Source organism: Micromonospora sp. WMMD714, from assembly GCF_029581315.1.
Lineage (GTDB): Bacteria > Actinomycetota > Actinomycetes > Mycobacteriales > Micromonosporaceae > Micromonospora > Micromonospora rifamycinica.
The window spans coordinates 1,725,478-1,740,961 of record NZ_CP120744.1 but is presented as its reverse complement, the minus strand read 5'-3'; the positions used below and the strand labels follow the sequence as shown (position 1 = coordinate 1,740,961).

Here is a 15,484-nt window from a genome sequence, read left to right as displayed (position 1 = left end):
GGTGGCCGCTGGCTGCGGCGGGTCGTCGACCAGCGCCGTACCGAGGGTTCAACGAGGCGGAACGGAAGTGGCGACGGGCCGGTCGGGGAGTGTCCCCGACCGGCCCGCGGTCAACGCCACGCTGCGTTGGTCAGTGTTGGCCGAACGCGCCGTTCCGAGCGTCGGCGACGAAGGCGTTCCATTCCCCGGGGGCGAAAACGAGGGCGGGACCTGTCTTGTCCTTCGAGTCCCGTACCCCGACCGCCCCGATCACGTAAGCCACCTCGACGCAGTTGTCGCAGTTCGGCCCACTTTTTGAGCTCTTGAACCACGTTGCCTGCGTCAGGTCCTCGGGGAACCTCTCGGTCGCCATTTCCACAACGGCTCCTCTGCCAGTTCTGCGATGTGTGCGATGGACTCCTCCGGTCGCTCGGCCGCTGCTTGAATCTGATCGAAGATGGACCTGTACTTCTGCAGTTCGTCGCTCTTCTCGAGGAAGAGCCCACCCGTGGCGTTCTCCGCGTACACGACATCCGGATCCACCGAGTCGGGGAACCCGAGAATCGTGAAGGGCCCGTCCATGCCGGCGTGCGCTCCCACCTCGAAGGGCAGGACCTGCAACGTCACGTTCGGCAGTTCGGCCACCTCCACCAGCCGCCTGAGCTGACCACGCATCACCGCGTCGCCGCCCACCGGCCTCCTCAACACCGCCTCGTCGAGCACCACCCGCAGATCGACCGGATCGTCCTGGGTCAACAACGACTGACGGCCCAGTCGGACACGCACCCGTTGTTGCACCTGTGCCGCGCTCAACTCCGGGCGGGCCGCCTGGATCATCGTGGTGGCGTAATCCTCGGTGACCAGCAGACCGGGAATGACCTGCTGCTCGTACGTCCGGATGGAGCCGGCCGCCGCTTCCAGACCGACGTAGGCACCCACCAGCACCGAGCGGTGTGAGTGCCACCACCCCTTCTGCCTCGCCTCCCGGGCGATCTGCACCAGCTCTTCGCTCTCCACGCCCACCACCCCGTAGATACGGAGCATGTCCCGGACGTCGCGGGGGGTCACCGAGGTGTGACCGGTTTCGATCCGGGACACTTTCGAGGCGGAACACTCCAGCTGCTCGGCGACCGCCTCTATGGTGATGCCGGCGCCGTCGCGCAGCCGGCGTAGCTCCGCCCCGAGCCGGCGACGCCTGATGGTCGGGCTCCGCCGATCGCTCATCCGGTTCCTCCGGGTGCCGCTGACGGGGAAAGCTGGCGCCTCGCGCTCACCCGTTACCTCCGGTCGGTCGCGCCGGTGTCCACACCCGCCGGGGGCGCGACGACGAGCGGCGGGCGATCGTTCGCGGCAGGGGTGGTGCCCGGTCACCGACCGGCCGCGGCGGCGGAACCGGCGTCCAGTGTGCCGCTCCGGGGACGGCGTGATCAAGCGCCGGGTTCACGTGTCGCGCTCACCTATCGGCAAAAGTCGACGTGCAACTTGCATCCAGCACCCGGCTGATGCACTCTGTCCGTATGGTTCGAGTCACTCAACGTCCCCGCTCGATCTCACGGTGTGATCATCGCCCCGGGATCGGCCGGTCGGCGGGTGCCCCGGCCGAGTTGTGTCAACGAGACCTGCCCCCGGGTTGAAAACCCCGCCGCTGCACGCCTGGTGGCTGCGGCGGTGGGAGCGCTAGTCCCGTGAGCAGCGGGTGATGGTCGGGTGGCGGTCCACCACCAGCGGGTACGGCCCGACCACCACCGCACCGAGCACCGGCCCGCGAGGCACAACCCCGTCGCCGGACCCGCACCTCGTCCTCCGTCCCGCCCGGTCGGCCCGCGACGCCGGCCATACCCTCCCAGGAGCCCATGTGCTTCCCCGCTCCGGTGACGTTCTGTACGTCACTCGCGCCGCGAGTGTGCAGTTCCTCAAACCGATCACCTTCCGGGTGATCCGGGTGCTCGACTGGCCGACGTACGACGGCTGGCTCTGGCTCGACGGCTACCAGATGAACGCGTCGGGAGACGCGGTGAGCCGCCGGTCGATCTTCGTCCAGCAGGCCGGGCTGACCCAGCTCCGGGCCGCACCCGTACCTCGTCAGCACACCGCACGGTCCCGACGTCCGGTCAACCGCGCCCCGATCGCGGTGGGCTGACTTCCGATTGCCCGACCGGAGGGCGTACCTCCGTCATAGGATCGGTACGCCCACCCCGGCGAAGTCTCCACCCGCGCGTTCCGGCCCCTGAACCTGGGATGGCCATGGTCAATCTGCCCGCCGCGCGGCGGCACCACAGCTCCCGCATCAGGTACGCCTTCGGGCTGCTCGCCCTGATCGGCACGGTCACCACCCTCGTGGTGGTGACCCGTTACCCGGCCGAGTCGGCCACCCGCCTCGCCGAGCCGGTGCCGGCTCCCGAGATCACCGTGGTCGAACGGGACGAGCCCACCGACACCGGGCGGGACGACCCAGCCGACACCGGGCGGGGCGATCCCGCCTACGCCGGGCAGGGCAGTCCCGCGGACGCCAGGCAGGGCGATCCCGCCGACGCCGAGCGGGACGATCCCGCCGACGCCGGGCAGGGCGATCCGGCCGACGCCGGGCAGTCGGGCGTCGGTGGCGGCGCCGCCACGGTCACCGGCCCCCGGCAACCGGCCGACGACCCGCGGACCGTCGCCCGCTCCCTCTTCTACTCCGGTCTGCTCGGCCTGGTCATCTCGCTGGCCGGGTTGGGCCTGGTCGGCACCAGACGCCGGATGTGGTGAGCCGGGCCACGGCCACCCGGAGGGGCCGGCAGGGCATCCGTCACCCGGTCGGGCTGACCGTCGGGGTGGCGGTGGCGGTCCTGGTCGGCGACGCCGACGGCTCGGCGGCCACCACCAGGGTCACCTCGTCGCCCGGTGCCACCAGCTCACCCCGCTGCGGGTCGGTGGCCAGGACGGTGCCGGGCGGCCGGTCCGACTCCCGGGTGAGCACCCGGTAGGACAGCCCGAACCGATCCAGCAGGGTCTGTGCGGCCTCCTGGGAGAGCCCGACCAGCGGCGGCACCGGAACACCCGCCGGACCGGTCGTCGGCGCGGTGGTCGGTGGCGTCGTCGGCGGCCCGCTGCTCGGGGCGGCACTGCTCGGAGCGACGGTGGTCGGGGCGACGCCCGTGGTGGGGACGGCGGTCGGCGGCGGGGTCGGTGTCCCGTCCGACGCGGACCCCACCGCCCGCAGGACCAGCCAGCTCGCCAACCCGACGAGCCCGAGCAGCACCAGCGCGAGCACGCCCAGCAGGATGGGCGTCCACCACCGCCGGTCGCGCGGCTCCTCGCCGTACCACTCGGCGGCGTCCCGGGCGTCGGCGTCCCGGGGCGCAGGCACCCCGGCCCGCCCGGACCACACCGGTGGACCGGCCGGGCCGGCTCCGGTCGTCCCGCCGGTCGGTGGCAGTGGCCGGGTCGCGTCGTCGGCGGGTGGCTCCCGGCGGTCGTCGCTCATCGCACGTCCTCTCGCCACCCGGCGGGCGTCCGGTGCCGACCCACCGCGTCATGGTCCCCGACCCGCCGCGCCGGAACCGGCCGACCTGGCGGTCGGGAGCCGGGTGCCGGCCCGGTGGGCATGGCCTCCGGCTCAACGGTAACGGGCGGTGCCCCCGTCCGCCGGGAGCGGCACGGCGGCCCGCCCGTCACGGCGTCGGCGTCGCCTCGGGAGTCGACGTCGGCGCGCTGCCGCAGGAGAGGGAGACCTGGTCGTTCCAGTGGGCGGTGGAGTCGGCGGCGGGCGTCTGGGCGGTGACCTCACCACGGTTTCCGGTGGGGTAGCGCGGGAACAGGCCCAGGTCACCCAGTTCGTCGGCCGCGTCGTCGCAGTCCTCGCCGACCAGGTCCGGCACGTCGACCTCGGGCGCCGGCCCGCTGACCTCGACCCGGACCGTGGTGCCCGGCCGGACCGGCGTGTCCTGGGCGGGCACGGTGCGGGTCACCGACCGACCGGAGCCGGTGCCGAAGACCAGCCGCCAGCCGAGTTTCCGGTCGTGCAGCTCCTCCCGCGCCTTCTCGAAGTCCATACCGACCAGTCGGGGCACGGTCAGGCCGCCACGGGTGGTGGGCGCGGGAGGCGTGGTGGCCCGCGCGGTGGTCGGCCGGGCGGCGGTCGGCGGGTCGAGCGGGCTGGCCGATCCGGTGGGTGCCGCCCCCGGGGCGGCGGCATCCTGCGGGTCACCGGGATCCGCCAGCACCCAGCCGACCGTGCCACCGACCGCCGCCAGCAGGACCGTCGCCAGGGTGCCGCCGAGCAGCAGTCGGCCCCGGCCCGGCCGGTCGCGTTCCGCCCGGTCCTCTTCGGTGTACTCGTCGTCCATGCCGCTCCCGCCTCGTCCCCGAGACGGTACCGGCCGCTGCCCACCCGGTCACCGGGCGTGCTCCGGCGGCCGTACGACTCGCCGCCCCGGCTGCGGAACGCTACAGTCCCCGGCATGGCGGGACGGAGCTGGGGAGGATCGGTATCCACCGCGCTCGGCGTCGCCGCCGGCGTCGGTGCCGCACAGTTGGGCTTCGGCTACGGCCTGGGCATCATCAACTGGGCACCGGTCGACGCCGGGGCCAGCGAGCCCTCCTGGTTCGCCAGTCTCGCCTGGGCGACCTGGATCGCCGCCGTGTCCGCCGTCGCCGGGGCCGTCTGCGCCCAGCGGCTGCACGAACGCGGCGGTGCGGACCCGACCGGCGGCACCCTGCACCGGCTCACCCTCGCGGCGGCGGGCGCGGTCGGCGCGCTGATCACCGTGCTGCTGGTCGCGGTGCCGTCCCGGGCCGCCTCCGTACCGGACACCTTCTCGCCGCAGACCGTCGCGGCCGGTTACGCCGGGGTCGGCGTGCTGGTGGGGCTGGTGGCGGCGGTCTGGACGCTGCACTCCCGGGCCGCCGCGACAAACGTGATCGCCACCGTCGGCTGGCTCTGGCTGCTGGCCGTGATCTCCGTCGTCGACGGGGTGCTCGCCGGCAAGGGGTTGACCAGCGCCCAGCTCGGCATCTGGCAGATCGCCCAGGACAGCCCGCGGTTCTGGCTGCGGGACCACCTCTACTGGCCGGGTGCGCTGCTCGCCCTGGGCTCGGCACTGCTGATCGGTGCGCTGGCCGCCCGGCGGGCCGCCCGGACGGCAGAGCTACGGCTCGGTGCGGTGGTCTCCGGTGCGGCCGGGCCACTGCTCGTCGCGGTCGCCTACTTCCTCGCCGTACCCCGGCTGGCCACGATCTCGCCGGCCCAGGTCTCGGCCCACCTCGTCGCACCGTACGCGGTGATCGTCGGGGCGGCGGGATCGGTCCTGGTGGCCTCGCTCGCCCAGCGGGCCGAGCGGCACGCCGCTCTGCGGTCGACGCCGCTGCTGCCCCACCCGCGCAGCGGCGGGCCGGACGACCTCCCGGCCGCTCCCGGCACACTCCCACCGTCCACACCGGACATCCGCACCGACCGGCCGGCCGCCCCGGACGGCCCCGCGCCCACCCCGCCCGTGTCCCTGGCCAGGGACACGACCACCCCGGCCAGGGACATGACGGACCCGAGCGAGGACACGACCACCCCGGCCCAGGACACGACGGCCCCGGGCGGGCGTTCGACCGCCCCGGGTGGGGGCACGACCACCCCGGGCGGGGACGCCGCGCCGGTGGCGGTCGGCCGGGTCCGGCCGGCCCGCCGGAGCAGGGCCACGGCGACGGCGACGGACCCGACGGCCGGTGGCGCACCGGCCGATCCCGCGCCGGAGCAGGGCGGCCCCGGGTCGCCGGCCGATCCACCGGCGGCCACCGTGCCCAAGCCGCGTTTCGGTCGCCGCACCTCCTGACCTGGGTCGCCGCACCGCCTGACCTGCCCGGACGACGCGGCCCGTCCCGGACCCGCCAGCGGACGCCCGGCCCGGCGAACCGGACACCGGACCGACGCGGACCGGGCGGACACCCGGACCGACGTCACTCGGGCGGACACCCGGACCGACGTCACTCGGGCGGACACCCGGACCGACGTCGCTCAGCCGGACACCGGGCCGGTGCGGGTCAGTCGACCGGCCAGGTGTGCACCGGTTCGTTGCTGCGCTGGAGTTCGGCGTACCGGTTGGCCATGTGGCGCAGCGCCGCGTCCCGGTCCAGGTGGCGGTGCCGTTCGGCGGCCAGCACCGTCTCGGTCTGCCAGACCGCGCCGTTGCGGCCGGTGCTACAGCGCTGCTCGATGATGCCGAGCAGCCGGTCCCGTTCGGCGGGGGCGACACCGAACCGGTCCAGCCCGGTGGCCGCCTCCGGCAGCAGGGTGTCCAGGATCAGCTTGGCGACCGGCACCTCGCCCAGCCGGGGCCAGTGCAGCACCGCATCCAGGCCCCGTCGGGCGGCGGTGTGGAAGTTCTCCTCGGCGGAGCTGAAGTTGAGCTGGCTCCAGATCGGCCGGTCCGACTCGGCCAGCCCGCGCGCCAACCCGAAGTAGAAGGCGGCGTTGGCCAGCATGTCGACGACGGTCGGGCCGGCCGGCAGCACCCGGTTCTCCACCCGAAGGTGCGGACGGCCGTTCATGATGTCGTACACCGGGCGGTTCCAGCGGTAGACGGTGCCGTTGTGCAGGCGCAGCTCGGACAGCTCCGGGACGCCGCCGCCGTGCAGCACCTCGACCGGATCCTCGTCGGCGCAGATCGGCAGCAGCGGCGGGAAGTACCGGACGTTCTCCTCGAACAGGTCGAAGATCGAGGTGATCCAGCGCTCCCCGAACCACACCCGGGGGCGTACCCCCTGGGCCTTCAGCTCGTCCGGGCGGGTGTCGGTGGCCTGCTGGAACAGGGCGATCCGGGTCTCCGCCCAGAGCTGCCGGCCGTACAGGAAGGGAGAGTTCGCGCCGACGGCGACCTGGACGCCGGCGATGGCCTGGGAGGCGTTCCAGTAGTCGGCGAAGCTGTCCGGTGCCACCTGGATGTGGAACTGGAGGCTGGTGCAGGCGGCCTCGGGCACGATCGAGTCGGTGTGCGTCCGCAGCCGCTCCACGCCCCGGATGTCCAGCTCGATGTCCTCGCCCCGGGCCCCGACGATCTGGTCGTTGAGCACCCGGTACCGCTCGTTGGTGGAGAGGTTGTCGGCTACCAGGTGCCGCTCGGTGAGGGTGGGCAGGATGCCGACCATGACGATCCGCGCGTCCGACTTGGCCGCCCGCTCGTCGGCCCGGGTCAGGCTGCTGCGCAGGTCGTCCTCGTAGTGGGCGAAGCCGGCCCCCTCGATCAGCCGGGGCTCCGCGTTCAGCTCCAGGTTGAACCGGCCGAGTTCGGTCTGGAACAGCGGGTCGGCGATCGCCGCGAGGATCTCCTCGTTGCGCATCGACGGTTCGGCGTCCGGGTCCATCAGATTGAGTTCGATCTCCAGGCCGGTCATCGGCCGGTCGGCGTCGAAGCCGAAGTCGTCGAGCATCAGCGCGAAGACGTCCAGACAACGCCGTACCTTCTGCCGGTAGCGGACCCGGTCCTCCCGGGAGAACGCGCCCTGCTCGACGTCCCTACCCACTGTTTCCTCCAGGCGTGAGACGCGCCGGACGGTGATCGTCCCGGCGCGCAGTGTGAACCACCATAGGAGCGCCCACGCGCCGGGGCCAGTGCCCACCGGGTATGCGCTTACTCGCTTCTCTACCCAGCGACCGTCCACCAGCACCGGGTGGCGTCGTCGCCGGACAGTGACAATCCGCACCCGTACGCGTCGAGGCCCCCGCTCGCGGTGAACGGGGGCCTCGACGACGGGCTGGGTCAGGCCTGCCGGACGGCCTCGCCCTCGATCTCGATCTTGATCTTCTTGCCGACCAGCACGCCGCCGGTCTCCAGGGCGACGTTCCAGGTCAGACCGAAGTCCTCGCGGTCGATCTCGGTGCTGGCGGTGAAGCCGAACACGTCGGTGCCGAACGGGGTACGGCCGACGCCCTCGAACTCGACCTCCAGCTCGACCTGGCGGGTGACGCCCTTGATGGTCAGGTCACCGAGCAGGACGAACTCGTTGCCGTCGCGGGACTTCACGGCGGTGCTGCGGTACTCCAGCGTCGGAAACTGCTCGACGTCGAGGAACTCGGGGCTGCGCAGGTGACCGTCCCGGTCCGCCTGGGCGGTGTTGATGCTGGCCGCCTGGATGGTGGCGGAGACCGCGGACTGCAACGGATCCTCGGCGACGGTGATGGTGGCGGTCGCGTCCGCGAACTCACCGCGTACCTTGCTGACCATCATGTGCCGGGCGACGAAGCCCACCCGCTTGTGCGCGGCATCCAGCAGGTAGGTGCCGGCGGCGGGGATGGTGAGGCCGTCCCAGTCGCGGGTAACCGACTCGGTGCTGGTCATGTAACTGCCCTCCGGAGATTGTTTGCTAGCCCAACGACTGCTTGAGCAACTATAACCGCAGCAATATTCCCCGTGTCAACCACTGCTAGGATGTCCCCGTGGACGAGAATGTGTTCGACGATCCCCGGATCACCGCCGTCGGCCTCCTGGTCGAGGCGCACGCCGGCCTGACCGCCCGGTTCGCCGCGCAGTACGAGGAGCACGGCGTCTCCGCCGTCGAGTTCGAGGTGCTGATGCGCCTGGCCCGGTCGCCCGGCAACCAACTGCGGATGACCGACCTGGCCGCGCAGACCTCGCTGTCCACCAGCGGGGTCACCCGGGTGGTGGACCGGATGGAGCGCGACGGTCTGCTCCGCCGCCGGGCCTGCCCGTCCGACCGGCGCAGCTCGTACGCCGTGGTCACCCCGGCCGGTATGCAGCGGCTGGACGAGACCCTGCCCGGCCACCTGCGGATCATCGAGCAGTGGTTCACCGGCCAGCTCACCCCCGCGACCCTCGCCGCCCTGCTGGACGGCCTGCGTCAGGTACGCGACGCGGTCCACCCCGGCGCCACCGCCGGCAGCACCGACCGGGCACCCACCGACGAGCCGCCGGCCGACTGCTGACCCATCCACCGTCGGGCACCCACGACCCACCGTCGGACGCCGCGACCGCACCGGCAGAAAAAGCGGCAGAACCCGACGGGGCCACCGGACGCACGCGCGCTGATAACCACAAAACGGACGCCCCGGCTGGCTAGCCTTCATCGCGCGGGGGAGCACCGGGGGGTGCCGGCGCGAGCGATTGAGCGAGGGGTTTGACCAGGGGGCTTCTTCGCTCGCGCCACCCCCGCGTCCACAAGACGGGCGGCTGTCCCCGTCCACCCGGTCGCGGCTATCCCAGCAGCCGCTCCTCCGCCGGCAGCAGCCGGATGCCGGCGTGCCGGCAGGCCAGCGCCAACCGCTCCCGCGCCTCGGCGGAGCCGGTGCTCGCGGCCAGCCCGACCAGCGCCTCGATCACGTCCCGCCGGTCCTGCCCGGCCGCACCGGCGGTCACCGCCACCGCGAACCACTCCGCCGCCAGCTCCCGGTCCCCCCGGTGCTGCGCCATGGTGGCCTCGATCAACGCGCACACCCCCTCCTCCGGCCGGACCGGCCCGTCCCCGACCGGGCGTGCCCCGGGCAGCGCCTCCCCGGCCGGCCCCGCCTCCACAGTGGCCCGGGACGCGGACGGCCCCGCCCGGCCGTCGCAGCGCAGCTCGGCCAGGACCTCGGCGGCCTCCTCCAGCCGGCCCGACCGGGCCAGCGCCAGCCCGACCGTGCCCAGCACCTGCCGCCGGTGCCCCGGATCACCCACCCCGGCCAGCGCCGCGATCACCCGCCGGCCCTGCTCCACCGCATCGCCGTAGCGACCCGCCAGCCGGGCCACCTCGGCCAGGTCGGCGCGGGCCAGCAGGCGCAGCCGGGACTCCCCGCAGTGGGCCGCCAACCGGTCCACCGCGGCGAGCCGACGCCGGGCCGCCGGCAGGTCACCGAGGCGGATCTCGTGCCAGGCCAGATGGTGCTGGGCGACCGCCATGTCCCGGGTCCGGCCGTGCCGGGTGGCCAGCGTCAGCACCGAGTGGGCCTGCTCGGCCGCCTCGTCGTACGAGCCGGTGACGACCAGCAGGGTGCCGAGGATGCTCCGCGCCGCCAGCTCACCGGCCACGTCGGCCCGCCCGGCCAGCACCGCGAGCGCGGCCCGGACGGCGGGCAGTTCCTGCGCCGCCGCGCCGTGTCCGGCGGCGAGCCGGGCCACCCCGAGCGCCGCCCAGGCCCGTAGCACCGGATCGGCGTGTGCGGTACGGGGGTCGGCGAGCAGCCGGCGCAACCACTGCCGGCCGCTGACGTCCCGCCCCCGCATCCGCCACCAGCGGGGCAGCGCGGCGGCCAGCCGCAGGGCCGTGTCCGGATCGTCCCGGGCGGCGTGCGCCAGCGCCGCGCCGATGTCACCCGTCGCCTCGTCGAGCCGCCGCACGGCGCTGGAGTGTCGCGCCCCGACCAGATCCGGCGCGGTGCGGGTCACCAGCCGGGTGATCACCACCGCGTGCCGGCGGCGGGCGGCGGTCAGCTCACCCCGGCCGGCGGCCTGCTCGATGGCGTACTCGCGGACCGCGTCGAGCAGGCGGAACCGCAGCGGCCCGGCACCCCGGACACTGGCCAGGCCCAGCTCGACCAACCGGTCCAGCAGGGGCACCGGATCGACCGGCGCCGCCGGATCTCGGTCGGCCTCGTCGACGAGCAGCTCCTCGGCCAGCTCCACCGACCACCGGTTGGCGAAGACGGAGAGCCGGCGCAGCGCCGCCTGCTCCCCGGCGTCGAGCAGCCGGTAACTGGTGGCCACCGCCTCCCGCAGGGTCACCGCCACCGCCGTCCGGGCCGGTTCGGCGGTACGGCCCGGCGGCGCGGCCTCCCAACCCCGCCCGCCCAGGTCCGGGCCGGCCAGGTCGAGCACCCGGTCGCCGTACCGGCCGAGCAGTTCGGGCAGGTCCAGGATCCGCCCCCGGGCCGCCATCAGCTCGATCGCCAGGGGCAGCCCGTCGAGTCGACGGACCAGCGCGGTGAGGGCGGGCAGCTCGTCCGGGCCGGGCGGCTCCGGGCGGACCCGGGTCAGCCGGGCGGTGAACAGGGCCGCCGCCGGCCAGCGGGCCAGCTCGTCCGGGTCGACCACGCCGGCCGGGGGCACCTCCAGCGGGGCGACCGGGCGGACGAGCTCCCCCGGGATGCCGACCGGGTGCCGACCGGTCACCACCACCCGCAGGGTGGGCACCGCCGTGACGAGCAGGTGCAGCACCTCGGCCACCGGGTCGGGCGCCCGCTCGACCGCGTCCACCAGCAGCAGCGCCGGCCGGCCCCGGAGCCGGGCGGCCAACTCGGCGAGCCGGGCCGCGCCGAGCACCGCGCAGGCCGCGGCGAGCACGTCGTTGGCGTCGGAGCCGACACCGATCAGCACGCCGGCCACCCCGCCGGGATGGGCGTCGGCGACCGCGTGCGCCACCGCCAGGGCGAGTGCGGTCTTGCCGACCCCGGCCAGGCCGACCAGGCTCAGCACCGGCGGCCAGCCGTCGCCGGTCAGCAGCCCGGCCAGCTCGTCCAGTTCCCGTTCCCGACCGATCAGCTCGACCGCCGGGGGCAGCGCCATCGGCGTACCCGGAAGGTCGAGGTCGCGGCGGGCGGCGCCGGTGAGGGCCGGGCGGTGCGGGAGCCCGGCGGTGGCCGGCTCGGCCGGGTCGACGGCGGCCGTGCCGCGGGCACTGGCGAGGAAGCCGGCCCGGGCCGTGCCGGTCAGGCCGAGCGCCCCGGCGAGCAGCTCGGCGGTGGTCCGCTGCGGCCGATGTGCCCGGCCGCGTTCCAGGTCACGGATCGTCCGCACGCCGACCCCGGCCCGCTGGGCGAGGTCGGCCTGGGTGAGACCGGCGGCCAGGCGGTGGGACCGCACCAGCTCCCCGATCGGGGTGGGACCACCCGTGCCCGCCGAGTGATCATGATCCGGAGTCATGGGCAGGAAGGGTACGGACGGGATACGACGCCGAGCAGTCCTTCGTCGGCCTACTGACGCAGGGCTGCGGATACCCGACAAACCACCGTCGGCGCGCTGCGCCCGGCCCGGTCGGCCGGTACGGTCACAGGCCCAGGTCGCGGGCGATGATCATGCGCTGCACCTCGGAGGTGCCCTCGCCGATCTCCAGGATCTTGGCGTCCCGCCAGAACCGGGCCACCGGGTACTCGTTCATGAAGCCGTAGCCGCCGTGGATCTGGGTCGCCTCCCGGGCGTTGTCCACCGCGACGGTGCTGGCGTGCAGCTTGGCGATCGCCGCCTGCCGCTTGAACGGCTCACCGGCGAGCATCCGCGCGGCGGCGTCGTAGTAGGCCAGCCGGGCGGTGTGCGCCTTCAGCTCCATGTCGGCGATCTTGAACTGGATGGCCTGGTAGTTGCCGATCGGCTGACCGAACGCCTGGCGCTCCTTCGCGTACCTCAGCGACTCGTCGACGCAGCCCTGGGCGAGGCCGACGGCGAGGGCGGCGATGGCGATCCGCCCCTCGTCGAGGATCCGCAGGAACTGCGCGAAGCCCCGGCCCCGCGCGCCGAGCAGGTTCCCGGCCGGCACGCGGCAGTCGTCGAAGGTCAGCTCGTGGGTGTCCGAGGCGTTCCACCCCACCTTCGAGTACGCCGGTGCCACGGTGAACCCGGGCGTGCCAGACGGCACGATGATGGTGGACAGCTCCTTGGAGCCGTCCGGGTTGGTGCCGGTGACCGCGGTGACGGTGACCAGGGCGGTGATGTCGGTGCCCGAGTTGGTGATGAACGCCTTCGACCCGTTGATCACCCACTCGTCGCCGTCCAGCACCGCCCGGGTCCGGGTGCCGCCCGCGTCCGACCCGGTGCCCGGCTCGGTCAGCCCGAACCCCGCGAGGGCCTCACCGCTGAGCAGCTTGGGCAGCCACCGCTCCCGCTGCTCGTCGGTGCCGAACCGGTAGATCGGCATCGCGCCGAGGGAGACCGCCGCCTCCAGGGTGATCGCCACGCTGGAGTCGACCCGGGCCAGCTCCTCCAGGGCCAGACAGAGGGCGAAGTAGTCGCCGCCCATGCCGCCGTGCTCCTCGGGGAAGGGCAGACCGAACAGCCCCATCTTGCCCATCTGCCGGACGATCTCGTACGGGAAGGTGTGCCGCTCGTAGTGGTCGGCGATCACCGGGGCGACCGCCTCGCGGGCGAAGTCCCGCACGCTCTCCCGCAGCGCCGCCTGCTCCTCGCTGAGCCGGAAGTCCATCGGTTCCTCCTGTCCGGGTGCCTCCCCGGGCGCTCGTGACGCCGGGGCGGCGGGTGGGGTTGCGCGGCCGGTCGGTCAGACCGGGGTGACGCCGTGCCGGCGGTGGGAGAAGTGCCGGTCCTTGCTCCGCGCGGCGGTGAACCGGCGGACCAGCTCGGCACGTAGCTCGTGCGGTTCGACGATCGTGTCGATCACCAGCTCGCTGGCGAGCCGGACCACGTCGATGTCCCGCTCGTACTCGGCCCGCCTGGCGGCGACGAAGGCGGCCCGCTCGGCCTCGTCGGCGATCGCCGCGATCTTGTTGGCGTAGACGGCGTTGACGGCGGCCTCGGCCCCCATCACCGCGATCTTCGCGGTGGGCAGGGCGATCGTCGCGTCCGGCTCGAACCCGGGGCCGGCCATCGCGTACAGGCCCGCGCCGTACGCCTTGCGGACCACCACACAGATCTTGGGTACGGTCGCCTCGGAGATCGCGGTGATCATCTTGGCCCCGTGCCGGATGATGCCCTGCTTCTCCACCGCGCTGCCGACCATGAACCCGGGCACGTCGCTGAGGAACAGCAGCGGCACGTTGAACGCGTCGCAGAGCTGCACGAACCGGGTTGCCTTGTCGGCCGAGTCGACGAAGAGCACCCCGCCCTTGAACATCGAGTTGTTGCCCACCACGCCGACGACCTGGCCGTCCAGCCGGCCGAACCCGATGGTCAGCTCCTTCGCCCAGAGCGCCTGGATCTCGAAGAACGACCCGTCGTCGAGCAGGCCCTTGACGTACCGGCGCATGTCGAACGCCTGCCGCTCGCTGGCCGGCACCAGGGCGGCCAGGTCGGCCTTGGCCGGCGCGGCGACGGCCGGGGCGGCCGGTGGCTGCTGCTGCCAGTTCGACGGGAGGTAGGACAGGTAGGTCTTCACCACGTCGAGCGCGTCGGCCTCGGTCCTGCACAGGAAGTGACCCACGCCGGACTCGGCGCAGTGCACCCGGGCCCCGCCCATCGCCTCCAGGGTGGTCTTCTCCCCGGTGACCATCTCGACCATCCGGTCGGAGCCGAGGTACATGCTGGCGTTGCCCTCGACCATGGCCACCACGTCGCAGAATGCCGGGATGTACGCCCCACCGGCGGCGCTCGGCCCGAACAGCGCGCAGACCTGCGGGATCGCCCCGGAGGCGCGGACCTGGTTCCAGAAGATCTTGCCGGCGCCACGGGGACCGGGGAAGAGGTCGACCTGGTCGGTGATCCGGGCGCCGGCCGAGTCGACCAGGTAGACCATCGGCACGCCGGTCGAGTAGGCCCGCTCGATGATCCGGATGATCTTTTCGACGGTGCGCGCGCCCCAGCTGCCGGCCTTGACCGTGGAGTCGTTGGCCATCAGGCAGACCGGCCGACCGTCGATGGTGGCGGTGCCGGTGACCACGCCGTCGGCGGGCAGCCCCTCGGCCAGCGCGTTGGCATAGAGGCCGTCCTCGACGAACGAGCCCTCGTCGACCAGGATGGCGACCCGCTCCCGGGCGAAGAGCTTGCCCTTGCCGGCGTTCGCCGCATGGTATTTGTCGGCCCCGCCGGAGCGGGCGCGCTTGCGCAGCTGCTCCAGTGCCGCACCGTCGAGCGTCACGCCGACCCCCTCGCCCCGTGGACGCGCCCGACCGCCGTACGGCGTCGTCGTCGCCACGCCGACCAACCTGAACGATCGTTAGGCTAGCGCATCCGGCACCCACCCGACCACCCGACCGACTTCCCACCAAGATATTGATAGTGAACTATCAGTGTGGCTACGCTCCTGACACCCCCTCCGGATTGGAGTGAGCCATGAACTCACGCGTCAAGCGCCTCGCCGTCGCCGCCCTGGCGACGGCCACCGCGACCCTCGGCCTCACGGTCGCCAACCCCGCGCCCGCCTCCGCCGCGATGACCATCTGCTACAACACCAGCCAGGCACCGAGCTACGCGGGCATCGCCAACCAGGCCGCCTCGATCTGGAACAACGCCACCAACAACCTCACGCTGACCGCGAACTGCGGCACCAACCTGCGGATCTACCAGATCACCGGCGGCGGCTCATACGCCCAGCGCACCAGCCTCGGCAACGGCCGGGTCTACATCGACACCCAGCAGGCCGCCCAGTACAGCCCGCTGCGGATCATGACCCACGAGATCGGGCACATCCTCGGCCTGCCCGACAACTACAACGGCAACTGCGCGATCCTGATGTCCGGCGGCAGCGCCGGCACCAGCTGCACCAACCCGTACCCGAGCACCGCCGAGGCGAACCGGGTCACCAGCCTGTTCGCCGGCACCCTCAGCGCCGGTGAGCGGAGCAGCAGCACCGGCAGCCAGGTCTTCAAGGACAGCTGGCCGGCGCTGCTCACCGTGGGCTGACCCGCGACGCGAGCCGACGGAGGGGCCGGCACCACGCC

At 73.4% G+C, this 15,484-nt stretch carries 14 protein-coding genes; 5 read left to right on the top strand and 9 right to left on the bottom strand.

Annotation, left to right across the window (positions count from 1 at the left end; all coding sequences use genetic code 11):
• Positions 1 to 130: 130 nt before the first annotated feature.
• Both O7625_RS07785 and O7625_RS07780 read right to left on the bottom strand, forming a co-directional pair.
• The gene (locus O7625_RS07785; protein ID WP_067300778.1) at positions 131 to 352 is read right to left on the bottom strand and encodes a DUF397 domain-containing protein; all 222 of its coding nucleotides are present in this window, start codon (positions 350 to 352) and stop codon (positions 131 to 133) included.
• Positions 322 to 1,203: a helix-turn-helix transcriptional regulator gene (locus O7625_RS07780; protein WP_282345228.1), complete on the bottom strand. Its 882-nt coding sequence runs from the start codon at positions 1,201 to 1,203 to the stop codon at positions 322 to 324. Before O7625_RS07780 ends, O7625_RS07785 begins: the two co-directional genes overlap by 31 nt.
• Positions 1,204 to 1,834: 631 nt before the next feature.
• Here O7625_RS07780 and O7625_RS07775 point away from each other — a divergent pair.
• Both O7625_RS07775 and O7625_RS07770 read left to right on the top strand, forming a co-directional pair.
• Positions 1,835 to 2,119 (top strand): hypothetical protein, encoded by a 285-nt coding sequence (locus O7625_RS07775; protein WP_282345227.1) that lies wholly within the window; start codon positions 1,835 to 1,837, stop codon positions 2,117 to 2,119.
• Positions 2,120 to 2,217: 98 nt separating this feature from the next.
• On the top strand, positions 2,218 to 2,727 hold the full coding sequence (locus tag O7625_RS07770; protein ID WP_282345226.1) for a hypothetical protein: 510 nt from the start codon (positions 2,218 to 2,220) through the stop codon (positions 2,725 to 2,727).
• A 40-nt stretch (positions 2,728 to 2,767) separates the two neighbouring features.
• Here O7625_RS07770 and O7625_RS07765 read toward each other — a convergent pair whose 3' ends face one another.
• Both O7625_RS07765 and O7625_RS07760 read right to left on the bottom strand, forming a co-directional pair.
• Positions 2,768 to 3,445, bottom strand: a complete 678-nt coding sequence (locus O7625_RS07765; RefSeq protein WP_282345225.1) for a PASTA domain-containing protein — start codon at positions 3,443 to 3,445, stop codon at positions 2,768 to 2,770.
• Positions 3,446 to 3,632: 187 nt separating this feature from the next.
• Complete coding sequence (locus O7625_RS07760) at positions 3,633 to 4,307, bottom strand: PASTA domain-containing protein (RefSeq protein ID WP_282345224.1); 675 nt, start codon at positions 4,305 to 4,307, stop codon at positions 3,633 to 3,635.
• A gap of 114 nt (positions 4,308 to 4,421) precedes the next feature.
• On the opposite strand from O7625_RS07760, the gene O7625_RS07755 reads away from it, so the two are divergent.
• A complete protein-coding gene (locus O7625_RS07755) occupies positions 4,422 to 5,783 on the top strand; it encodes a hypothetical protein (protein WP_282345223.1) in 1,362 nt (453 codons plus the stop codon).
• A 208-nt stretch (positions 5,784 to 5,991) separates the two neighbouring features.
• Here the strand turns inward: O7625_RS07755 and O7625_RS07750 are convergent, their stop codons facing one another.
• Both O7625_RS07750 and O7625_RS07745 read right to left on the bottom strand, forming a co-directional pair.
• A complete protein-coding gene (locus O7625_RS07750) occupies positions 5,992 to 7,470 on the bottom strand; it encodes a glutamate-cysteine ligase family protein (protein ID WP_282345222.1) in 1,479 nt (492 codons plus the stop codon).
• A gap of 236 nt (positions 7,471 to 7,706) precedes the next feature.
• Positions 7,707 to 8,285 (bottom strand): YceI family protein, encoded by a 579-nt coding sequence (locus O7625_RS07745; protein ID WP_067300802.1) that lies wholly within the window; start codon positions 8,283 to 8,285, stop codon positions 7,707 to 7,709.
• Positions 8,286 to 8,383: 98 nt separating this feature from the next.
• On the opposite strand from O7625_RS07745, the gene O7625_RS07740 reads away from it, so the two are divergent.
• A complete protein-coding gene (locus O7625_RS07740; RefSeq protein WP_067300805.1) occupies positions 8,384 to 8,890 on the top strand; it encodes a MarR family transcriptional regulator in 507 nt (168 codons plus the stop codon).
• Between the two features lie 268 nt (positions 8,891 to 9,158).
• Here O7625_RS07740 and O7625_RS07735 read toward each other — a convergent pair whose 3' ends face one another.
• From O7625_RS07735 to O7625_RS07725, 3 genes are all read right to left on the bottom strand, one after another.
• Entirely contained in the window at positions 9,159 to 11,801 is a 2,643-nt protein-coding gene (locus O7625_RS07735; RefSeq protein ID WP_282345221.1) for a helix-turn-helix domain-containing protein, read from the bottom strand.
• 124 nt (positions 11,802 to 11,925) lie between these two features.
• Positions 11,926 to 13,074, bottom strand: coding sequence for an acyl-CoA dehydrogenase family protein (locus O7625_RS07730; RefSeq protein WP_067300810.1), 1,149 nt, complete (start codon positions 13,072 to 13,074; stop codon positions 11,926 to 11,928).
• Between the two features lie 75 nt (positions 13,075 to 13,149).
• The gene (locus tag O7625_RS07725; protein WP_282346842.1) at positions 13,150 to 14,682 is read right to left on the bottom strand and encodes an acyl-CoA carboxylase subunit beta; all 1,533 of its coding nucleotides are present in this window, start codon (positions 14,680 to 14,682) and stop codon (positions 13,150 to 13,152) included.
• 194 nt (positions 14,683 to 14,876) lie between these two features.
• Between O7625_RS07725 and O7625_RS07720 the strand changes: the two genes are divergently transcribed.
• Positions 14,877 to 15,446, top strand: a complete 570-nt coding sequence (locus O7625_RS07720; RefSeq protein ID WP_089004106.1) for a snapalysin family zinc-dependent metalloprotease — start codon at positions 14,877 to 14,879, stop codon at positions 15,444 to 15,446.
• The last annotated feature ends 38 nt before the right edge of the window (positions 15,447 to 15,484 follow it).